The sequence below is a fragment of the Oerskovia sp. Root918 genome (assembly GCF_001428945.1).
Lineage (GTDB): Bacteria > Actinomycetota > Actinomycetes > Actinomycetales > Cellulomonadaceae > Oerskovia > Oerskovia enterophila.
This window is the reverse complement of the sequence record NZ_LMJG01000014.1, coordinates 128,069-148,482: the sequence shown is the minus strand read 5'-3', so window position 1 is coordinate 148,482 and position 20,414 is coordinate 128,069. Positions and strand designations below refer to the sequence as shown.

General features: G+C 75.3%; 20 protein-coding genes. 7 read left to right on the top strand and 13 right to left on the bottom strand.

Annotation, left to right across the window (positions count from 1 at the left end):
• Positions 1-4: 4 nt before the first annotated feature.
• Positions 5-1,288: an MFS transporter gene (locus ASE27_RS14450; RefSeq protein WP_056651834.1), complete on the bottom strand. Its 1,284-nt coding sequence runs from the start codon at positions 1,286-1,288 to the stop codon at positions 5-7.
• 85 nt (positions 1,289-1,373) lie between these two features.
• Here ASE27_RS14450 and ASE27_RS14445 point away from each other — a divergent pair, with 85 nt between their 5' ends.
• Entirely contained in the window at positions 1,374-1,574 is a 201-nt protein-coding gene (locus ASE27_RS14445; protein ID WP_056651831.1) for a hypothetical protein, read from the top strand.
• 3 nt (positions 1,575-1,577) lie between these two features.
• Here the strand turns inward: ASE27_RS14445 and ASE27_RS14440 are convergent, their stop codons facing one another.
• The 3 genes from ASE27_RS14440 to ASE27_RS14430 form a co-directional block, all read right to left on the bottom strand.
• Complete coding sequence (locus ASE27_RS14440) at positions 1,578-2,039, bottom strand: HNH endonuclease (protein ID WP_056651827.1); 462 nt, start codon at positions 2,037-2,039, stop codon at positions 1,578-1,580.
• A 500-nt stretch (positions 2,040-2,539) separates the two neighbouring features.
• A complete protein-coding gene (locus ASE27_RS14435; protein ID WP_200955954.1) occupies positions 2,540-3,028 on the bottom strand; it encodes a Fur family transcriptional regulator in 489 nt (162 codons plus the stop codon).
• A complete protein-coding gene (locus ASE27_RS14430; RefSeq protein WP_056651824.1) occupies positions 3,025-3,693 on the bottom strand; it encodes a GAP family protein in 669 nt (222 codons plus the stop codon). The genes ASE27_RS14435 and ASE27_RS14430 overlap by 4 nt, the downstream gene beginning before the upstream one ends.
• On the opposite strand from ASE27_RS14430, the gene ASE27_RS21080 reads away from it, so the two are divergent.
• Positions 3,680-3,805, top strand: coding sequence for a hypothetical protein (locus tag ASE27_RS21080; RefSeq protein WP_255354309.1), 126 nt, complete (start codon positions 3,680-3,682; stop codon positions 3,803-3,805). The genes ASE27_RS14430 and ASE27_RS21080 overlap by 14 nt on opposite strands.
• 120 nt (positions 3,806-3,925) lie before the next feature.
• Here ASE27_RS21080 and ASE27_RS14425 read toward each other — a convergent pair whose 3' ends face one another.
• The 6 genes from ASE27_RS14425 to ASE27_RS14400 form a co-directional block, all read right to left on the bottom strand.
• Positions 3,926-5,716, bottom strand: a complete 1,791-nt coding sequence (locus tag ASE27_RS14425) for a SulP family inorganic anion transporter (protein WP_056651821.1) — start codon at positions 5,714-5,716, stop codon at positions 3,926-3,928.
• A gap of 145 nt (positions 5,717-5,861) precedes the next feature.
• A complete protein-coding gene (gene mgtE, locus ASE27_RS14420) occupies positions 5,862-7,190 on the bottom strand; it encodes a magnesium transporter (RefSeq protein ID WP_056651818.1) in 1,329 nt (442 codons plus the stop codon).
• A 167-nt stretch (positions 7,191-7,357) separates the two neighbouring features.
• Positions 7,358-7,918 (bottom strand): dihydrofolate reductase family protein, encoded by a 561-nt coding sequence (locus tag ASE27_RS14415; RefSeq protein ID WP_056651816.1) that lies wholly within the window; start codon positions 7,916-7,918, stop codon positions 7,358-7,360.
• Between the two features lie 23 nt (positions 7,919-7,941).
• Positions 7,942-8,169 (bottom strand): hypothetical protein, encoded by a 228-nt coding sequence (locus tag ASE27_RS14410; RefSeq protein ID WP_056651814.1) that lies wholly within the window; start codon positions 8,167-8,169, stop codon positions 7,942-7,944.
• 117 nt (positions 8,170-8,286) lie between these two features.
• On the bottom strand, positions 8,287-10,851 hold the full coding sequence (hrpB, locus tag ASE27_RS14405) for an ATP-dependent helicase HrpB (protein WP_200955953.1): 2,565 nt from the start codon (positions 10,849-10,851) through the stop codon (positions 8,287-8,289).
• 68 nt (positions 10,852-10,919) lie between these two features.
• Positions 10,920-12,590: an ammonium transporter gene (locus ASE27_RS14400; protein ID WP_056651811.1), complete on the bottom strand. Its 1,671-nt coding sequence runs from the start codon at positions 12,588-12,590 to the stop codon at positions 10,920-10,922.
• 307 nt (positions 12,591-12,897) lie between these two features.
• Between ASE27_RS14400 and ASE27_RS14395 the strand changes: the two genes are divergently transcribed.
• Positions 12,898-13,257, top strand: a complete 360-nt coding sequence (locus tag ASE27_RS14395; protein ID WP_056651809.1) for a hypothetical protein — start codon at positions 12,898-12,900, stop codon at positions 13,255-13,257.
• A 96-nt stretch (positions 13,258-13,353) separates the two neighbouring features.
• Entirely contained in the window at positions 13,354-14,337 is a 984-nt protein-coding gene (gene yidC, locus ASE27_RS14390) for a membrane protein insertase YidC (protein WP_056651808.1), read from the top strand.
• Positions 14,338-14,382: 45 nt separating this feature from the next.
• On the opposite strand, the gene ASE27_RS14385 is transcribed toward yidC, so the two are convergent.
• From ASE27_RS14385 to ASE27_RS14375, 3 genes are all read right to left on the bottom strand, one after another.
• Positions 14,383-14,982 (bottom strand): dihydrofolate reductase family protein, encoded by a 600-nt coding sequence (locus ASE27_RS14385; protein WP_056651806.1) that lies wholly within the window; start codon positions 14,980-14,982, stop codon positions 14,383-14,385.
• Between the two features lie 112 nt (positions 14,983-15,094).
• Positions 15,095-16,303 (bottom strand): beta-ketoacyl synthase, encoded by a 1,209-nt coding sequence (locus ASE27_RS14380; protein ID WP_056651804.1) that lies wholly within the window; start codon positions 16,301-16,303, stop codon positions 15,095-15,097.
• 178 nt (positions 16,304-16,481) lie between these two features.
• Positions 16,482-17,042, bottom strand: coding sequence for a GNAT family N-acetyltransferase (locus tag ASE27_RS14375; protein WP_056651801.1), 561 nt, complete (start codon positions 17,040-17,042; stop codon positions 16,482-16,484).
• Positions 17,043-17,116: 74 nt separating this feature from the next.
• Here ASE27_RS14375 and ASE27_RS14370 point away from each other — a divergent pair, with 74 nt between their 5' ends.
• Genes ASE27_RS14370 through kynU form a run of 3 tightly spaced genes read left to right on the top strand, consistent with a single transcriptional unit; the run spans position 17,117 to position 20,339 of the window.
• Entirely contained in the window at positions 17,117-17,980 is an 864-nt protein-coding gene (locus ASE27_RS14370; protein ID WP_056651798.1) for a tryptophan 2,3-dioxygenase, read from the top strand.
• Complete coding sequence (locus ASE27_RS14365; RefSeq protein WP_056651797.1) at positions 17,977-19,077, top strand: amidohydrolase family protein; 1,101 nt, start codon at positions 17,977-17,979, stop codon at positions 19,075-19,077. The genes ASE27_RS14370 and ASE27_RS14365 overlap by 4 nt, the downstream gene beginning before the upstream one ends.
• Positions 19,074-20,339, top strand: coding sequence for a kynureninase (gene kynU, locus ASE27_RS14360; RefSeq protein ID WP_056651794.1), 1,266 nt, complete (start codon positions 19,074-19,076; stop codon positions 20,337-20,339). Before ASE27_RS14365 ends, kynU begins: the two co-directional genes overlap by 4 nt.
• The last annotated feature ends 75 nt before the right edge of the window (positions 20,340-20,414 follow it).

The following is a 20,414-nucleotide window of genomic DNA, read 5'->3' as shown; positions in this document are numbered from 1 at the left end:
CCCCTCATGCTCCCACCTGGGCGTGCGCCCGCACGGCAGGCGGCGCGTCCGCGCTGGGCGCGTCGCTCCCGGCGCCGGGGACCGGCCACAGCGCCCGCGCGGCCAGGGTCGCCGTGGCCGCGACCAGGGCGAGCACGCCCGCGGCCCAGGACAGGCTGAGCGCCCCCAGCAGCCCCGCGAGCGGGTAGGTCAGCAACCAGCACGCGTGGGACAGCGAGAACTGCGCGGCGAACGCAGCGTGCAGGTCGTCGGGGCCGACCGACCGGCGCACCACGCGCCCCACGGGCGTCTCGACCGCGGACCATCCTGCGCCGATCACCGCCCACGCGAGGACCACCCCGACCAGCGCGCCGCGCTGCGGGAGGGCGAGGACCAGGGGCACGACGGCGCAGCCCACCGTCACGAGGACGGCTCCCCCGAGCATCACGCGTCGCTCGGGCAGCGTGCGCAGCAGCCGGGGCAGGGTGAGCGCCGCGACCACCGACCCGCCGCCGCACACCGCCAGGAGGACCGCGACGCCGTCGGGCCCGAGCCCCAGTCCCACCCGCGCGACCACCACACTCTGGACCAGCACGAACGAGACCCCCGCCGCGACCGCGAGGTCGAGCGCGAGCACGGGGCGCAGGGCCGGCGTGCGCACGAACAGCACCGCTCCCCGGCGCAGGCGCCACCCGAACGAGCCGTCCGGCCTCGAGGGGGCAGCCCCGGCCTCGGGCGCCCGCCGCGGGAGCACGACCGAGACGACGAGCAGCGCCGAGGCCGCGAACCCCACCGCGGTCCCCCAGAAGAGCTGGGACGGGGTCAGGACCAGCAGGAGGACGGCCGCGAGCGCCGGGGACGCGACGGCCTCGAGGTCGTACGCCAGGCGCGAGAGCGACAGGGCCGAGGTGTAGTCGCGTTCGGCGGGCAGGACGTCGGGCAGGACGGACTGGAACGTGGGGGTGAACGTGGCCGAGGCGCACTGCAGCACCACGACCAGGACCAGCACCTGCCAGACCTCGCCCACGAACGGCAGCGCGAGCGCGACGCCCAGGCGCACGAGGTCCGCCCCGACGAGCACCGCGCGGCGCGGGGCCCGGGCGAGGAGCGCCGCGGCGAGCGGGGCCAGGACCACGTAGGCGACCATCTTGACCGTGAGGACGGTCCCGAGCACCGCGCCCGCGCGCGGACCCGCGAGGTCGTAGGCGAGCAGCCCGAGGGCGACGGTCGCGATCCCCGTGCCGGCGAGGGCGACGACCTGCGCGGTGAACAGGCGCCGGTAGACCGGGTGGGACAGGGCGGAGAGCATGCCCCCATCATCCTGCCTGCTTGCGCAGTGATGCAACTATGCAACCAATCGGCCCGGGGCGGCTCGGTCGTGGGATCCTGGAGCCGTGTCCGACCTGACGTCCCGTCGCATCCCGCCCGGCCCCATCCTGCAGGCGTTGCGCACGCACCGCTTCCTGCCCGACTGGGCGCTCGACGTGCCCCGGCTCGCGCTCGAGCACGCCCTGGACCTCGCCGAGGGAGACCCCCGGCGCCTCGTCCTGGAGGAGGACGGCACGATCCGCGTGGAGAACGCCCCGCAGCCCTGAGGGCTAGACCCTGCCGTGCGGGTAGACGTCCGCGAGCACGGGCTCGAAGGGGCGCGAACGCAGCGTCATGCCCGCCTCGAGGGGCGTCCGCCCGGCCTTGGCGCTGTTGCACGCCTCGCACGCCGCCACCGCGTTCAACCAGGTCGTGGGGCCGCCCTGGCACCGGGGCACCACGTGGTCCATGGTCGTGGCCGGGGCCCCGCAGTAGCCGCAGCGGTGCCGGTCCCGGCGCAGGAGCGCCGCGCGCGAGTAGGGCACGCGTCCCGTGCGCTCGTAGACCCAGCGGGTGTGGACGTAGCGGACCAGCTCGACCGAGACGGGGCGCTGGTAGGGGCCGAAGGTCTCGCCCTCGACGGCCTCGCGCACCGCGGCGACCCGCCGGTGCAGCATGCGGATCGCGTGCCCCAGCGAGACACGGCCCAGGACCTGCCCGCCCCCCAGGTTGTAGATGAGGACCTCGCTCATCGACCGACTCCCGTCTGCGTCCCGTGGCGTCGAGGTCCTCGACGCCACGAGCGCTCGCGCTGCGTGCGGAGAGGGCGGGAATCGAACCCGCCCCACGGGACGCTGGTGCGTCCCGTCGCCGTCCTTGGCACATGCCTCTCCAGGGGTAGCCGCCCGACTGCAGACCGGGCGACTTGGGAACTCCACGCACACCACGGTTCCCCGTCGTGACCAGGTTCATGTGCCTGGCTCGCCGCGCTACCACTCCGGCGCGGTCTCGTGTGCGTCAGCTCGTGCGGGCCGCCGGGGCGGCACCTCATGAGAACGGGTCAGGAGCGGTGACGTCCGGGCTGCCCCGTACGACGCCGGCCTCCTGACCGGACGATCACCACAGTAGCCTCCGCCCCCGGGGCCACGGCAAGGGCTTTTCGGGGAGGGATCGCGCAGGAGCTCCGCGGACGCCGTGCCGAGGGCCGCCGGGACCCGCTCCTGACGCCGGCGTGCCCTCCCCCACGCCCGGCCTAGGCCCGGCAGGTCCCGCAGACCCCGGACAGCGCCACGTGCGCGGGGGCGAGCGTGAAGTCGGCCGCCGTCGCGAGCCACGTCGTGACCGGGTCGAGCAGGTCTCCGGGCAGGTCGATGATGCGTCCGCACGAGCTGCAGATCGCGTGCAGGTGCTCCCGGGACGGCTCGCCCGGGGCCAGGTGGTAGGCCGTGGCCCCTCCCCCGATGTGCACGTGCGTCACGACGCCAAGGATCGTGAGCCGGTCCACGGTCCGGTAGATCGTCGCGCGATGGATGCCCGGGTGCCGGTCCTGGACCCGGGCCGAGAGCTCGTCGGCGCTCGGGTGCCCCTCGCCCGTGGCCAGGACCTCGAGGACCGCCCGTCGCGCCTCGGTCACGCGGTGCCCGCCTGCCCGCAGCCGGTCCAGCGCGGCCTCGACGGGGTCGGTCTCCGGACCCGGACCGGCAGCGGCCAGGTGCTGGTGCTCGTGCCCCTGCCCGCTCACAGCGCCGTGATCCCGTCACCGACCATCTTGGCGCCCAGCACCAGGAGCAGCACGGCCATGATGACCGCGTTGTTCTGGATCATCCAGGTCTTGAGCTCCTCGAGCATGGTCGCGGCGCGCGCGCCCATCGCGAGGTAGATCACCACCGGGGCCGCGACCCCGATGCTCGCCACGACCACGAAGACCGCGAGGGCCCCGAGCTGCTCACCGGTCTCGGACGTCGCCGCCGCGATGGCCGCGGCCCCCGAGACCACGAGGAGGAGGTTCTTGGGGTTGACCGCGCCGAGCAGGACCGCGAGCCCGAACGCCTTGACGGGCGTGAAGGCGTCGATCGCGCTCATCCACTTCGGCGTCTCCGGGGTCGCGCCCGCGCGCGGACGCCCGCCCCACTGCTTGATCGCGAGCAGCAGGAGCAGGACACCCAGGACGATCTTGACGACGCTGGCCCACGCGGGCGGCCCGGACTCCGAGGGCGTCGCGGCCCCGGCCACGAGCAGCACGATCGACCCCAGCACCGCGATCCCGACGATCCACCCCAGCAGGAACGAGAACCCGTTCGCCGTGGCCTTCCTGCTGACGAGCATCAGCACGACCGCCACGATCGGCATGGGGCTGATGAGAACACCCACCGCGATGGGCAGGGACTGACCGATGGCTGCGCCCACGGCACTTCCTCTCGTCGTGCGGCGGGCGCCGGGACGCCGCGCCGCGTTCGTGGTCCTGCTCTCGACCCGGGCGCACGCGCCCGGTCCGGACCGGTTCGGCCGTGTCGGGTAGCGCCCCGCCGCACCGGTCACCCCGACCGTAGTGCCGCGCCCCTCGCGCCGCGCGGGAAGGATCCCCCGCCCCCCGGCAGGTGCGCGGCGCCGTCGGGCCTCAAGAGGGCGCCGTCGGGCCTCAGGAGGCGGGCGCTCCCGCGGGCGCGTCGCCCGCCGAGCCGCGCCCTGCCCCCGGGCCGTCGGCGAGAGCCGCGGCCACCGCGGTGTCGACGTCGGGGTAGGTGGGCGGCAGCTCGTCCGGCCCGACGGCGCCGCGCAGCACGTCGCGCACCTGGCCCACGTCCCGCGCCAGCACCAGGCGGGCGCCGACGCGGTCCAGGTCGCGGCGCAGGGTCCCGAGCATGTCGGCGGCCTCGACGTCGACGAACGGCACCGTCTCGGCGTCCAGGACCACGACCCGGGGCGAGGCGTCGGCGGCCAGGCGACGCACGGCCGCGCGCACCGTGTCGGCGTTGGCGAAGAACAGGCCCGACTCGACGCGCACCACGAGCACCCCCTCGACGCCCGTGCCCCCGTCCTTGCCCGTGGCGACCCGGCGTGCGCGGTCGACCCACACCCCGTGCGGGCTGCGCACGAGCACGGCCACGTGCGGGCGCGAGGCCCGCCCGAGCAGCAGGAACAGCGAGAGCACGATCCCGAGCACGAGGCCCGGCAGCGTGTCGAGCACCAGCACGCCGACCATGGCCGCGAGCGCCGCCCAGAAGTCGTGGCGGGCCGCCCCGCCGTACAGGTCCTTGCTGCGCGGGGTCGCGAGGTCGAACAGGCGGCGCAGAGCCTTGACGTCGACGAGCTCGATCACCGCCGCGATGACGACGGCCGCGAGCGTGGCCTCGGGCAGGGACTCGAACACGGGCGTGAGGAACAGCAGGGTCAGGACGGTCAGCGCCGCCGCGACCAGGCCCGAGACCTCGCTCCGGGCCCCCGCGCCGCCGTTCACCGCGGTCTTGGACAGGCTGCCGTTGACGACCATGCCGGACGCGAGGCCCGAGCCGAGGTTCGCGGCGCCCATGCCGAGCAGCTCGCGGTTGGCGTCGATGTCGTAGCCCTCGCGCGAGGCGTAGGTCTTGGCGGCGCCCAGCGCCTCGGCGAAGCCCACGAGCATGACGCCCGCAGCCGGGCCGATCAGGTCGGTGTAGGTGTTCCAGTCGATGCCCGTGGGCAGGCCGAGCGCGGGCAGGCCCGCCTGGATGGGGCCCACGATGTCGACGCCGTCGTCGTCGAGCCCGAGCAGCAGGACGAGCGCTATCCCGATCCCGACCACGACGAGCGAGCCCGGCACCTTGGGCAGCCACCGCTTGACGGCCAGCACCGCGGCGAGCGACCCCACGCCGAGGACCACGGTCAGCGGGTGCGCGGTGCCGAGCTCGGTGAGGATCGCCCAGAGCTTCTCGAAGAAGTTGCCCTCGCCCTTGTCGACGCCCAGCAGCGCGGGCACCTGCCCGATGACGATCGTCAGGGCCAGGCCCACGATGAAGCCCTTGAGCACGGGCTCGGAGATGAACGAGGCCAGGAAGCCGAGGCGGGCGATGCCCGCCACCAGGCACAGCACACCGGTCACGAGCGCGACCGCGGTCGTCAGCGCGACGAACGTCGCGTCGTCGCCCGGGCGGAACGCCGCGACCACGCTCGCGGACAGCGCCGCGGTCGCGGACATGGGCCCCACGATCAGGTGGCGCGAGCTGCCGAACGCCGCGTAGAGGATCAGCGAGGGCACGGCCGCGTAGAGCCCGACCACGGGCGAGACCCCCGCGATCGTCGCGTACGCGAGCGACTCGGGCACGAGCACGGCCCACACCGTCAGCCCCGCGACCACGTCGCCGCGCAGCCAGGCCCCGCGGTACCCCTGGAGGGACGCGAACAGGAGGCGGGGTCGGGTGCTCGTTGTGCGTGGACTGGTGCTGTGCGGCATGCGCCCGCCTCTCTCCCGGAGGCGCCGCGCGCGCCTCACGGGTGAACGTATCCGCGCGGGCCGCGCTCGGCATCAGGAAGGAACGGGGGCCCGACGGCGCCGCTCGCCTCGCGCTGGGGCCACGCCGCGCGTGCGGCCGTCCGGGCTAGATGCCCAGGACCACCTTGGCGACCGAGAAGTAGATGATCAGGCCCAGGGTGTCGACGAACGTCGAGATGAAGGGCGCCGCGACGATCGCGGGGTCGATGCCCACGCGGCGCGCCAGGATCGGGATGCTCGACCCGACCGTCGTGGCGAGCACGCACACCCCCACGACCGTGATGGCGAGGACCTGCGCGATCGAGACGCCCGCGACCCAGGCCGCGGGGCCGAACCCGACCGCGGCGAGCACCGTGCCGAGCAGCAGGCCCGTGAGCATCTCGCGGCCCACGACGCGCAGCAGGTCCCCGCGCCGGATGTCCCCCACGGCCAGGGCGCGGACCACGGTCGTGGCGGCCTGGGAGCCCGCGTTGCCGCCCGTGCCGATGAGCAGCGGGATGAACAGGGCCAGGGCCACGACCGTGTCGAGCTCGGCCTCGAAGTAGCTCTGGACGCCGACCGTCAGGCTCGCCGCGACGATCAGCAGCAGGAGCCAGACCACGCGCGAGCGCACGAGCCCGAGGACCGAGACCGACAGGTACGGGCGGCGCAGGGGCTCGGAGCCGCCCACGCGCGCCGAGTCCTCGTCGTCCTCTGCCTCGAGGATGCGCATCGCGTCGTCGACCGTGAGGACCCCGAGGAGGCGGTCCTCGTGGTCGACCACGGGCACCGCGACGTACCCGCCGTCGCGCACGACGTTCGCTGCGTGCTCCTGGTCGTCGGTGGCCTCGACCGTCACGGCCGGGGACATGACGTCCTCGACCGGGGTGCCGGGGTCGCTCACGAGCAGCCGGCGCAGCGAGACCACGCCCTCGACCACGCGCCCGGGGCCCAGGACGGGCACGGTGTAGATGGTCTCGACGTCGTCCCCCGCCCGGCGCAGCGCGTCGAGCGCACCCTCGACCGTCGTGCCGCGGCGCACCGAGGCGACCCGGGGCGACATGCGCCGACCCGCGCTGTCCTCGGGGTACCCGAGCAGCGCGGTCGTCAGCGCCCGCTCGTCGGGCCCGAGCCCTTCCAGGAGCCGGGCAGCGACACCGGCGGGCAGCTCGTCGAGCAGCGAGGCCCGGTCGTCGGGGTCGAGCGCCGCGAAGATCTCCGCGGTCGAGTCGGCCCGCAGCGCCTCGACGAGCTCGGCCTGGATCGCCGGGTCGAGGTCCTCGAACACCTCGACCGCCCGGCCCTTGGGCAGCAGCCGGAACGCGACCGCGCGCCGCTCGTCGCCCAGCCGCCCCAGCTCGTCGACGACCTCCTGGGTGTCCATGCTCGCGATGCGGTGCTGGAGGTCCTCCAGGTCGTGGGGTCGCTCGGTCCGGGCCTCGGGGTGTGCACGCATGGCACCACCCTCTCAGGGGACCGGCCGGGGCGGCCCGTCGAGGAGAGCGCCGACCGTCGCTCTCGATCCCTTTCGCCGCGCGCGGGCCTGCCCGAGAGCGCCGGGCCGCGGGGCTCGCGGCGAGGAGGCCACGGGTCGACGGGTGCGCCGCGGTGAGCGGACCTGGTTCAGCGGCGCACGCGGTAGTGCACGTGCACGACCCCGCTCGCGAAGCGCCGCTCGTCGACGAGCTCGAGGTCGGTGCGCACCCCGAGCGGGAAGTTCGCGAGCCCACCGCCCAGCAGGACCGGGCGTACCAGGAGCCGGACCTCGTCGACGAGCCCGGCCGCGAGCGCCGCGCCGGCGAGGGTCGGGCCCCCGAGGCCGACCTCGGTGTCGGCGCCCTGCACGAGGTCGCGGACCGCCTGGGGGTCGAAGGTCCGCTCGAGGCGCGTGCGGGGGGCCGAGACCTCGGCGAGCGTGGTCGAGTAGACGACCTTGTCCGTCTCGCGCCACTGGGCCGCGAAGTCGCGCGTCCCGGGCGACGGGTCGTCGAGCATGGCCGGGTCGTCCCAGACGGCCATGACCTCGTAGAGGCGTCGCCCGAACAGGTAGGTCCCGACGGGTCGCTCGAGGTCGTTGATGAACGCGAGCACCTCCTCGTCGGGGAAGCTGAAGGCGAACGAGCCCGACGCGTCGGCCACGAAGCCGTCGAGCGAGGTGTTGCTCGTGTAGGTCAGCAGTCCCACGGTTCCTCCTCGGTGGGGGCCGCCTAGGCTCGGCCCGGGGGCGCGTCGCGGGGCGGCGCGTGGTGGCGGGGGGTGTGCCGGGTCCGCACGTAGCGGGTGCCGCCGACCACCGCGAAGAGCACCGCGAGCAGGAGCAGCAGGAACGGCAGGACCGGGGCGCCGGTCGTGACGAGGAGCACGGCCAGGACGAACGAGCCGAGCGCGAGCCAGAGCACGTTCCCGACGGGTCTGGGTTCGCTCGGGCCGGACATGGTCCCCTCCTTGCTCTCGCGCCCTCTCAGCGTACTCCGGGGCCGCCGGGCGGGCATCGGGCCGCCCGCAGGAACGGGCCGCCGCCGCGGGTCCTCACGTCCTGGACGGGCACCGGCTCACGCGCCCGGGACCTCGGGCCAGTCGTGCTTGGGGTAGCGCCTCCGCAGCTCGGCGCGGACCTGGGCGTACCCGGTGCGCCAGAACGACTCGAGGTCCGCGGTGATCGCCGCGGGGCGCCGGGCCGGGGACAGCAGGTGCAGCAGCACGGGCACCCGGCCGTCGGCGATGCGCGGTGTGGCGCGCCAGCCGAACGCGTCCTGGACCTTGACCGCGAGCACGGGCTGGTCGCCCGCGTAGTCCAGGCGCGCGCTCCTGCCGCCGGGCAGGTCCACGCGCACCGGGGCGAGCTCGTCGAGCCGGCCCGCCGCGGGCCAGGGCAGCAGCCTGCGCAACGCGCTGGTCAGGTCGAGGCGCTGGAGGTCGGCGGCCGTGCGGACCCGCGCGAGGTCGGGCCCGAGCCACGAGTCGAGGCTCGCGAGGAGCGCGTCGTCGGACACGTCGGGCCAGGGGGCTCCCAGGGCGCGGTGCAGGAAGTCGAGGCGGCGGCGCAGCTCGTGCGCGGACTCGCGCCACGGCAGGACGTCCAGTCCCTCGCGCTCGAGCCCGGTCCGCAGCGCCGCGACGACCTGGTCGGCAGGCGGGTCGGCGATCCTCTGCGAGGCGATCTCGATCGCGCCCAGCCGCGTGGTGCGCCGGGCCTGGATCCTCCCGCCCGTCCAGGTCACGTGCTCGTCCTCGCGCAGCGCCGCCGACGCTGCCTCGTAGGCGAGGTCCTCGTCGATCGGTGCGGCCGAGCGGATCGTCGCGTCGCGCCGGCCCGCGCCGCGGTCGGCGTCGGCGACCGCGAGCCAGTCGTAGCCCGCGAGCGGGGAGCCAGGCGGGAGCGCGGCGCCGGTGCCCGACGCCATGAGGTACGTGGACCCGTTCGGGCGTCGGCGCGCGACCCTGTCGGGGTGCGCGAGCGCGACCACGAGCCCGACGGCGAGGTCGAGGCTCAGGTCCGCACGCCCCCGACCCGCCCCGCGCGCGCCCCCTCCGGGCACCAGACCCTGGAGCCGCTCGGCCTGGGACCGCCAGGACCCGCTCGCGGGACCACCGCGGCGCGCGTCCCGCAGGGCCGCGACGAGGTCCGCCCCGGGCGCGCGCACGTCGTCGGACAGGAGGGCGACCACCTCGGCGGCGAGCCGCGGCCCGACGACGTCGCTCGCGTCCAGCAGGGCGCGCGCGAGCCGCGGGTCGGCCGGGACGCGCGCGATCTCGCGCCCCCGGATCGTGACGGCTCCGTCGTGGTCGACCGCGCCGAGCGACTCGAGGGTCGCGCGCGCGACCGCCATCGCGGCCGCGGGAGGTGGGTCCAGGAGCGCGAGGTCGGAGCCGTCGGGGCTGCCCCAGCACGCGAGCTCGAGCGCGAACGCGACCAGGTCCGCGGTGAGGATCTCTGGGACGGGGTGCGCCACGAGCTGGGCGTGCTCGCCCGGCGACCAGCACCGGTAGACCGCGCCCGGCCCCTCGCGCCCGGCGCGCCCCGCGCGCTGCTCGGCCGCCGCCCGGCTCACGCGCACTGTCACCAGGCCGGCGAGCCCGCGACGGTGGTCGGTGCGCGGCTCGCGCGAGAGCCCCGCGTCGACGACCACGCGCACACCGGGCACCGTGAGCGAGGACTCCGCGACGGCCGTGGAGACCACGACCCGACGACGTGGCCCGGGGGTCAGCGCCAGGTCCTGCTCGCGCGCGGGCAACCGCCCGTGGAGCGGCCGCACGTCGGCCGGGACGCCCGCGAGCCGGCGCGCGACGCCGTCGACCTCCCCGGCTCCCGGGACGAAGACCAGCACGTCGCCCGGCTGCTCGACCAGCGCACGACGTGCGGTCGCCGCGACGTGGTCGAGGAAGGCTCGCGGGACTCCCCGCTCGTCGAGCCGCGGCCCGGGCGCCGGGGCCCACACCTCCTGGACCGGGAAGAGGCTGCCGTCGGCGACCACGACCGGGGCCGGCGACCCGTCGCCCAGCAGGCTCGCGGTGCGCTCGGCCTCGATCGTCGCGGACATCGCGACGAGGGCCAGGTCGGGGCGCAGGGTTGCCCGGACGTCGACGAGCAGCGCGAGCGTCAGGTCCGCGTCGAGGTGACGCTCGTGGACCTCGTCGAGGACCACGACGTCGACCCCGACCAGCTCCGGGTCGCGCTGCAGGCGACGCAGGAGCACGCCCGTCGTGACCACCTCGATGCGGGTCTCGGGACCCGTGCGCGACTCGCCGCGCACCGAGAAGCCGACCGTGCGGCCCACGGGCTCGCCCAGCAGGTGCGCGAGGCGACGCGCCGCGGCGCGGGCCGCGATCCGTCGCGGCTGGGTCACGACCACGCGGGCCGTCCCGGCACGCGGGGCGAGGCCGGCGCCCCCGGTGGCGCCGTGGGCCGCGGTGCCCCCGGCGGCGTCGTGGGACGCCGTGCCCACACCCATGCCCGCGAGCGCCGGCGGGACCAGGGTCGTCTTTCCCGTGCCGGGCGGGGCCTGGAGCACCGCGACGCCGCGCGTGCGCACCGCGTCGAGGAGCTCGGCCAGGTGGTGGCGGACCGGGAGGTCGGGCGGGGAGGCGAGCAGGCGTGCGATCGGGTCCGGGTCCACGGGGACATTGTCCCCTGCCGGGACGTCGTCCCGCCGGTCCTGCTCGCGGCGTCCCGCGACCTCGTAGGTCAGGCTCGCGGGGCCTCGACCAGCGTGTGGAGCAGGGGCGTGCGCAGGCCCACGGTCTGGCGAGACAGGAGCTCGACGACCGCCGGGGACGCGGCCTGGGCCACGCAGAGCTCGACGCGCAGGCGGCGCGCGAAGCGCGGGCGCTGCGAGGACTCGCGGAACCGCAGCGACGGCGGGTCGGCGACGACCTCGTCGACCTCGGTGACCTGGATCGCCCACGCTCCCTCGGCCTCGAGCGCGGTCGTGAGGGTGTCGAGGTCCGCCGAGTCGAAGGTCGCGGTGAGGACGACCGCGCCGGGAGCCCCCGTCGGTGCGGCGGTGCCGGGCTCCCCGGGGGCCGGGGGCTCGGACGCGGCGAGCGTCCCGGAGCCGCCCGGCCCACCTGCGGAGCCCGCTGCCGACAGCCCCGAGACCTGGCCCAGCGTGTAGGCGTTCGCGCCCTGCTCGACCTCGTCCATCCCGAACTCGTGCCCCGGGGCCACCTTGAGACCGACGGTCTTCTGGACCGCGAGCGCGATGAGGAGCGTCACGACGAACGAGAACGCGATCACGACGACCAGGGCGATCACCTGGGCGACCAGGAGGTCGGCGCCCCCGCCGAAGAACAGCCCGTCGACCCCCGCGGCGTTGATCGCGTGCGACCCGAACAGCCCCAGCAGCAGCGAACCGAGGATGCCGCCCACGAAGTGCACGGCGATGACGTCCAGGGCGTCGTCGAACCGGAAGACCGTCTTGAGGCCGAGCGCGAACGTGCACACGACCCCCGCGGCGAGGCCGATGACCAGCGCGGAGAGCGTGCTGACGTAGCCCGCGCACGGCGTGATCGTCGCGAGCCCGGCGACGCCGCCCGTGACCGCGCCGATCACGGTCCCCTTGCCCGTGCGCAGACGCTCCATGACCAGCCAGGCGGCCATGGCCGCGGCCCCTGCCACGTGCGTGTTGAGCAGCGCCTGGGCCGCGACGCCGTTGCCCTGGAGCGAGCCGCCGCCGTTGAAGCCGAACCAGCCGAACCACAGGATCCCGGCACCCGCGACGGCGAGCGGGATCGAGTGCGGGATCGAGCCGGCCCTCGGCCAGCCCTGCCGGCGCCCCACGACCACGAGGACCGCGAGCGCCGCGGCCCCGGCTGCGGCGTGCACCACGATCCCGCCGGCCCAGTCCTGGGCGCCGATCCCGACGAGCCAGCCGTCGGGGTTGAACAGCCAGTGCGCGACGAACGGGTAGACGAGCACCGACCACAGCGCGAGCGTGACGACCCAGCCGACGGTCTTGAGCCGCCCGACGGTCGCGCCGGTCAGGAGCGCCGGGGTGATGATCGCGAACATCATCTGGAATGCCACGAACGCGAGCGTCGGGATGGCCACGTCGCCGTCGACGGCGTGCAGCGCGGGCGTCGGGGCCGTGTCGAGCCCCGTGAGGCCGAACAGCCCGAGGTCGCCCATGAACCCGTTCCCGATGTCGTCGCTGAACGCGATGCTGTAGCCCACCAGGATCCACGTCAGCGTGATCACGGCGATGGGCACCAGGTTCTGCTGCATGATGGCGAGCACGTTGCCGCGCCGGACCAGTCCCGCGTAGAACAGCGCGAGCCCCGGCATCATGAACAGGACGAGGGCCGCCGAGACGAGCACCCAGACGGTGTCGCCGCTGTCGATCACCAGCTCGGACATGAGACCTCCCGGAGAACGGCTCGGGGCGCCTCCTGGCACCCCGAGGCTGCGGGCGCGTCCTTCCGCACGGCGACGCGCGAGACTGCTCTGGAGCCGACCGGCTCCCGTGGGTGCGACGAGCGCGCCACGGACGTCTCCGGTCTGTGCGAGCATCGCACGGGATTGGCCAGTGCGACATCGGAGCACGCGAGCCCCGGGCCCGGACGGTGCGCGCCCTGCCCCGGCGCCCTCGCGTCCCCGTGGGGCGCTAGTCTGGGCGGACGCGCGGGACGGCACCCGCCAGGTCACGAGGGTCGGAGGTGGAGACGTGCGGACGGCCCAGGCGCTGCGTGAGCGCTACGACCACCTGACCGCCGCGTCCGCGGCCCGGACCCTCGCGACGGTGCCGCTCGTGCTCGTGCTGGCGCTCGTCGTCGGGCACTCGCTGGGCACCACGTCGCTCGGCGCCGTGCTCTCCCTGCTCGGTGCGGCGACCCTCGCCGCGACCGCGGGCGCCCTGGGCGTCGCGCTCGCGTGCGTCGCCGTGGCGGTCCTGCTGCTCCTCACGGTCCCCGTCGCGGCCGAGCCGCTGCCGCTGCCGGCACCGGTGCGCCAGCACAGCCCCACCACGCCCGGACGGCCACGGCCGCGGGCACCGGGAGCCCTCGCGCTCCCGCGCACCGCCTGACCCCCCAGCCTTCCTGAGCCGTCCACCGGCCCGGGTGCTGCGGACGCGGCGCGGGAGCTCCACGCTCCCCTCCCCTCCGTCCCGCAGGAGTCCGCCGTGCCCGTCCTCGACACCCTCACCCATGCCCTCTCCACCCTCGTCCACCCGCTCCAGCTCGTGGTCGCCTGGATCCTCGTCCACCTCCACAGCGCCCTGACCGCCCTGGGCCTCGACCCCGCCGGGGGCGCCGGCTGGAGCCTCGCGATCGTCGGCCTCGTCGTGGTCGTCAAGCTCCTGCTCGTCCCGCTCGTGGTGACCCAGGTCCGAGGCATGCGCGCCATGCGGCTGGCCTCCCCCGAGATCCGCCGCATCCAGGAGAAGTACCGCGGCAGGACCGACGCGGCGAGCCGCGACGCGGCCCGACGCGAGCAGCAGGAGCTCATGGCCCGTACCGGGGCGAACCCGCTCGCGGGCTGCCTGCCCCTCCTGGTCCAGGCGCCGGTCCTGTTCGCGCTGTACTCGGTGCTCTCCGGGATCGGGCGTCAGACGCCCGTCGGCGCTCTCACGGGCGACCTGGTCCGCCAGGCCGACGCCGCCACGCTCCTCGGCGCCCCGCTGTCCGGCACGTTGACCGGTGCGCTGGGCGGTTCCGGCGGCCTGGCCGGGGTCCTGGTGCCCGCCGTCCTGATCGTCCTCATGTACGCCGCGCAGGTCCTGACCCAGCGGTTCAGCGCACGCAACAACCCGCCCGCCGACCCCACGAACCCGCTCGCGCGGCAGCAGGGGACGCTCGCGTTCGTGCTGCCGGCGGTCTCGGCCGTGGTGGCCGTGGGCTTCCCCGTCGGCGTCGTCCTGTACTGGGCCACGTCGTCGCTGTGGGGGCTCGGGCAGCAGCTCGTGATCGGACGCCTCGTGACGTCGGGCGGGCAGGAAGGGTCGCGGTCGCGCCGCGCCCCTGCGCCGGGCAGCCCCGCACCGGGGACCTCGGCGGCAGAGCGCACCGAGCCGAACGGGCCCGCAGGCCCCGCTGCGGCACCGCGCGCCGGAGGTCAGCGGCCGCAGCCGCGTCGGGGCACGACGCGGAAGGGACGCCGGGCGTGAGGCCTGCCGCCCGGAACACCTGCTCGGTGCCGGGCGAGCCGCTGCTCAGTCGGAGGCACCCCGCACGTAGGTGAGGATGACGACCCCGCGAGGCGAGACGACGCTCTCGGTCAGCGTGAAGCGGGCCCGGCGGGCGCGCTCGTCGAACATGCGCTTCCCGGACCCCAGGACGATCGGGAAGACCAGCAGGCGGTACTCGTCGACGAGGTCGTGCTCGGCCAGGGCGCGGACCAGGGTCGCCGCTCCGAGGACGACGAGATCGCCGTCCTCGGAGCGGCCCGTGAGGTCCGTGACGACGCGGGGCAGGTCGGCGCCGACCAGGTGAGAGTTTCGCCAGGTGAGGTCGGCGGGCGAGAGCGCCGACGAGACGACGTGCTTCGGCATGCGGTTCATGGCAGCGATCGCCGGCTCGGAGTCGTCCGCCTGCGCCCAGGCGTCCCGGAGGATCTCGTAGGACCGGCGCCCCAGCAGCATGCCCGCGGCGCCGACCGTCGCCGCCTGCATGAACGCATCGACCGTGTCGTCACTCAGCGGGGGGACCCAGCCGCCGCGGTCGAAGCCGCCGTCGCGGTCCTCGTCGGGCGACAGGGGCGCCTGGACCACCCCGTCGATGCTGATGAAGCTCACGACGACTACCCGACCCATGGCCGACCTCCTGCTGCTGCTGTTGCGCGGATGGTTCCGGCGGTGGGGACCGCGCCCGGTGCGCGAACTCATCGGTCCCCGCGGGCCGGCACAGCTCACCCCGTCTCGCCGCTCAGTCGCGCGAGACCACGACGCTCGCGCTGTGGCCGCCGAACCCGAACGCGTTGACCAGGGCGTGGCGCGCCGTCGTCGGGCGCGCCACGCCGTGGACCACGTCGAGGTCGACCGCGGGGTCCAGCTCGTCGACGTTGAGCGTGGGCGGGACGGCGCCCTCGCGCAGCGCGAGCAGCGCCACGACGACCCCGAGCGATCCCGAGGCGCCCAGGAGGTGCCCCGTCGCCCCCTTGGTCGACGTCACGGGAGGTGGGTCGGTCAGCGCGGCCCGCAGCGCGGCCGCCTCGTTGAGGTCGCCGACGGGCGTCGAGGTGGCGTGGGCGTGGACCAGGCCCAGGTCGCCGGGCGCCAGACCGGCCGAGCGCAGCGCGAGCGAGACGGTGCGCGCCTGGTTGGCGGGGTCGCCGCCCACGATGTCGAATGCGTCGGACGTGAGCGCGGCGCCGGAGACCGCGCCCAGGACCCTCGCGCCGCGGGCGCGGGCGTGCTCCTCGCTCTCCAGGACGACGATCGACGCGCCCTCGCCCATGACGAACCCGTCGCGGGCCGCGTCGAACGGGCGCGACGCCCGCCCCGGCTCGTCGTTGCGCGTCGACATCGCGCGCGCCTGGGCGAACGCGGCGATCGAGAACTCCTGGACCCCCGCCTCGACGCCCCCGCACACGACCACGTCGGCGGTGCCCGCGAGGATCATCTCGCGGCCCATGAGGATCGCCTCGAGCCCCGCCGCGCACGCGCTGACAGGGGCCCGCGCCCCTGCCTGGGCTCCCAGGTCGATCGAGAGCCATGCCGCGGGCCCGTTGGCCATGAGCATGGTCACTGCGTGCGGCGAGACCCGTCGGTGCCCCTGGGTCTGGAGCACGCGGCTCTGCTCGAGCGTCGTGGCGATCCCGCCGTTGGCCGAGCCGACGGCCACCGCCAGGCGCGTGGGGTCGACGTCGGGGCGACCCGCGTCCTCCCAGGCCTCGCGCCCCGCGACGAGCGCGAGCTGCTCGGCGCGGTCGGTGCGTCGTCTGATCCGCACGCTCAGGGTGTCGGCGAACGCGTCGTCCACGCGGGCCGCGATGCGCACGGGCAGATCCCGGGCCCACACGTCGTCGAGGGCACCGATCCCCTGCTCACCGCGGAGCAGTGCGCCCCACGTCCCCGGCGCGGTCGACGACAGCGGTGTCACCGCACCGACCCCGGTCACCACTGCTCGTGTCATGAGGCACTCCCGTCACGGTTCCTACGGCGTCTGCCCGACCCTGGGTGCAGGCTAAGACAGGCGTACCGGATGCGCTTCACGAAAGGGCTCCACGTGAGCACCGTCACGCCGCGCTCGCCCGGTCCCGTCGGAGCCGGTCGCCCGACGAAGGCGACGACGGCGACGCCCCGAGCGCCGCTTAGACGACCGCGAGCGCCATGACGTGCTGAGTCCGGCCGGCCGCGTCGAGGTACGCGCCGCGGTCGACGAACCCGGCACGGGCGTAGGCGCGCAGCCCGGCGGCGTTGTCCGCGTCGACGACCAGGACGACCGACGCAAAAGGTCCCCTGCCGAGCCGCTCGGCCAGGCGGGCCACGAGCGCCGGGAGCGCCGCGGCCACCGAGGACCCGACCCCGACCCCCTGGTGGTGCCGGTCGACGAGGAAGCCGCGGAAGACGACGACGTCCTGCGGGCGGGCGCCGTCGAGCCGGTCGAGCATCTCGTCCGACGCGCCACCCGGGTGCAGGACGCCGACCCCGGCGACCTGGCCGTCGCGCCGGACGACCAGCACGTGCCGGTCGGGGTCGGCCTCGGCGAGCGTGAGGATCTGGTCGGCGGACGCCGAGAACACGTCCTGACCAGGAGCGCCCGTGACGTCGCGCAGAGCGCGCAGCAGCTCTGCGCGCGAGGGCGCGTCGTCCGCGAGGTCGTCGAGGAACGCGACCTCGATGTTCGTCGCCCGCCCGGTTCCGCTCGTCACCCGGCGACCCTACGTCGGCACGACTGCCTGCACGAAACGCTGACGCTGGCGCCGCGGCCCCCTAGTCTCGATCCATGACAACGCCGTCGTCCAGCAACGAGCGACCCCTCGAGCCGAGCATCGTGACCGACCTGCACGACCGCATGACCTACGGCTCGTACCTGCACCTGGACACGCTCCTGGACGCCCAGGTCCCGGTCAGCGCGCCCGTCCACCACGACGAGATGCTCTTCATCGTCCAGCACCAGACGACCGAGCTGTGGCTCAAGCTGGTCCTGCACGAGCTGGCGTCGGCCCGCGAGCTCATCGCGGCCGACGACCTGCAGTCCGCGCTCAAGCGCATCGCCCGGGTCAAGCACGTCCAGCGCACGCTGACCGAGCAGTGGTCGGTCCTCGCGACGCTCACCCCGAGCGAGTACGCGCAGTTCCGGGGCTTCCTGGGCAGCTCGTCGGGGTTCCAGTCCCACCAGTACCGCGCGGTCGAGTTCCTGCTGGGCAACAAGAACGCACGCATGCTGACGGTGTTCGCCTCGGACCCGGCCGCGCACGACCTGCTCGAGCGGCTCCTGCACGAGACGAGCGTCTACGACGAGTTCCTGCGCTACCTCGCGCGCCACGGGCACGACGTGCCCGCCAGGGTCCTCGAGCGGGACGTCACGCAGGCGCACTCCCTGGACGAGGACCTCGTCGAGACCTTCCGCGCGATCTACGAGGACCCCGAGGCCGACTGGCTCGCCTACGAGAGCTGCGAGGAGCTCGTCGACCTCGAGGACAACTTCCAGCTCTGGCGCTTCCGGCACATGAAGACCGTGCTGCGCATCATCGGCACCAAGCGCGGCACGGGAGGGTCGAGCGGCGTGGGCTTCCTCGAGAAGGCCCTCGACCTGACGTTCTTCCCCGAGCTCTTCGCGGTCCGTACCGAGATCGGCCCGCGGTGACGGGCGGCCGCGCGGGGTCCGGCGGAGCCGACAGCACCGCGAGCGCCGTCGGGCTCACCGTCGACGCCCGCTGGGAGCGGGGCGAGGGGTGGTCGGGCCCGACGGCGCTCGTCGCCACCGCGCGCGGCCTGCGGACCGCGAGGGGTGCGGATCCGGCGCCGGACCTTCACCTTGCGGGCACGGTGCTCCCGGGTCTGACCGACGCGCACGTCCACCTGGCCCTGGTCGACCCTGCGGCCCTGCGCCGGGGTGGCCTGGCCGCGGTCGACGACCTGGGCGGGGACCCCCGGGTCCTCGCGAGGCTGACCGGGACACCGGGACTGCCCGCCGTCCGCTACGCCGGAGCCTTCCTCACGGCCCCCGGCGGGTATCCGTCCGACCGGTCCTGGGCCCCGCCCGGCGCGGTCGAGGAGGTCACGGGCCCCGAACGTGCCGTGGCCGCGGTCGACCGCCAGGTCGCGGCGGGAGCGAGCTTCCTCAAGGTCGTGCTGCACCCGGGCGCAGGTCCCGAGCTCGACGACGAGACCCTCGGCGCGATCCTCACCCGGGCCCGCGCGCACGGTCGGCCCGTCGTCGCGCACGTCGAGGGCGAGGGGCAGGCCCGGCGCGCGCACGAGGCCGGGATCGACCGGCTGGCCCACGCGCCGTACAGCGAACGCCTGCCCGACGACCTGGTCGGCGCGATGGCTCGCACGCAGCAGTGGATCAGCACGCTCGACGTCCACGGCTGGGCGAGCCCGACCCGCGAGCAGGACGTCGCGATCGACAACCTGACGCGGTTCGCCGCGGCCGGCGGGACGGTCGTCTACGGCACCGACCAGGGCAACGGCCCGCTCCCGGCGGGGATCGACCCGCGCGAGCTGCTCGCGCTCGGTGCCGCAGGCCTCACGGCCGACGGCCAGCTACGCGCCCTGACGTCGACCCCGACGGGGGCGGCGTTCACCTACGTGCCCGGCGAAGCCCCCGGTCCGGACGCCTCCCCCGAGGACCTCGTCGCCTGGCTCGCACGCGCCACGGTCCTCGTCCCCGACGACCTCACGCACCGGCCCGGCTCCGCCGGGCTCGCCCTCGAGACCCCCCGGAGGACCCACCCGTGACCGACTCCCCCGCCGCCTCCCCGCAGGCACGCACGAGCACTCCCGCGCAGCGCGCCGCCCTGCTCGACGCCTCGGACCCGCTCGCGCACTTCCGGGACGCGTTCGTCGCGTCCGACGACGTCGTGGCCTACCTCGACGGCAACTCGCTCGGGCGCCCGACGCACGCGAGCGCCGACCGACTGGCGCGCTTCGCGACCGAGCAGTGGGGAGCCCGCTTGATCCGCGGCTGGGACGAGTCCTGGTACGAGCTGCCGCTGAGCGTCGGCGACCGGATCGGGGCGACCGTGCTCGGGGCCGCGCCCGGCCAGACGTTCGTGGGCGACTCGACGACCGTGATCCTCTACAAGCTCGTGCGCGCGGCGCTCGAGGCCCGCCCGGACCGCACCGAGATCGTGCTCGACAGCGGGAACTTCCCGACCGACCGCTTCGTCCTCCAGGGCGTCGCGGCCGAGCGGGGCGCGACCCTGCGCTGGATCGCACCGGCCCACGACGGCGGCGTGACCGCCGAGCAGGTCGCGGACGCCGTCGGGCCGCGCACCGCGCTCGTGCTGCTCAGCCACGTCGCCTACCGCTCCGGGCACCTCGCGGACGCCGCGACGATCACGCGCCTCGCCCACGACGCCGGGGCGCTCGTGCTGTGGGACCTGTGCCACTCGGCGGGGGCCGTCCCGGTCGAGCTCGACGCCTGGGACGTCGACCTCGCCGCGGGCTGCACCTACAAGTACCTGAACGGTGGCCCCGGGTCCCCCGCGTTCGGCTACGTCCGCGCGGACCTGCAGGCGACGCTGACCCAGCCGATCCAGGGCTGGATGGGCAGCGCCGCGCCGTTCGAGATGGGCCCCGAGTACGCACCCCACCCGGGGGTGCGGCGGTTCCTGAGCGGGACGCCCGCGGTCGTGGGGATGCTCGCGATGCAGGACATGCTCGACCTGCTCGCCCACGCCGGGACGGAGCGTGTGCGGGCCAAGTCGGTCCGGCTCACCGAGCTCGCGCTCGACCTCGTGGACGAGCTGCTGGTCCCGCTCGGGGTCGCCGTCGCCTCACCCCGCGACGCGGACCGGCGCGGCAGCCACGTCACGATCGACCATGCGGAGTTCGAGCGCGTGGTCCCGCGGCTGTGGCAGCAGGGCGTCGTCCCGGACTTCCGCCGACCCGACGGGCTGCGGCTCGGCCTGTCCCCGCTGTCCACGAGCTTCGAGGAGGTGCGGATCGGCGTCGAGGCGATCCGTGCGGCGCTCCTCGAGGGGCCCGCCGGACCCTGACCCGGGGGGCGCCCGGGGGCCCCGGGGGTCCCCGGGCTCCCCCGGTTGTCGTGCCCATCCGCCGGTGCCACCCTT

Bases quoted from the DNA above. Each gene is read 5' to 3' on its own strand.
- ASE27_RS14385 (WP_056651806.1), bottom strand. From the start codon at position 14,982: ATGGGTCGGGTAGTCGTCGTGAGCTTCATCAGCATCGACGGGGTGGTC.
- mgtE (WP_056651818.1), bottom strand. From the start codon at position 7,190: ATGCGTGCACACCCCGAGGCCCGGACCGAGCGACCCCACGACCTGGAG.
- ASE27_RS14380 (WP_056651804.1), bottom strand. From the start codon at position 16,303: ATGACACGAGCAGTGGTGACCGGGGTCGGTGCGGTGACACCGCTGTCG.
- ASE27_RS14440 (WP_056651827.1), bottom strand. From the start codon at position 2,039: ATGAGCGAGGTCCTCATCTACAACCTGGGGGGCGGGCAGGTCCTGGGC.
- ASE27_RS14410 (WP_056651814.1), bottom strand. From the start codon at position 8,169: ATGTCCGGCCCGAGCGAACCCAGACCCGTCGGGAACGTGCTCTGGCTC.
- ASE27_RS21080 (WP_255354309.1), top strand. From the start codon at position 3,680: ATGGCTGCGCCCACGGCACTTCCTCTCGTCGTGCGGCGGGCGCCGGGA.
- ASE27_RS14400 (WP_056651811.1), bottom strand. From the start codon at position 12,590: ATGTCCGAGCTGGTGATCGACAGCGGCGACACCGTCTGGGTGCTCGTC.
- ASE27_RS14370 (WP_056651798.1), top strand. From the start codon at position 17,117: ATGACAACGCCGTCGTCCAGCAACGAGCGACCCCTCGAGCCGAGCATC.
- ASE27_RS14425 (WP_056651821.1), bottom strand. From the start codon at position 5,716: ATGCCGCACAGCACCAGTCCACGCACAACGAGCACCCGACCCCGCCTC.
- ASE27_RS14450 (WP_056651834.1), bottom strand. From the start codon at position 1,288: ATGCTCTCCGCCCTGTCCCACCCGGTCTACCGGCGCCTGTTCACCGCG.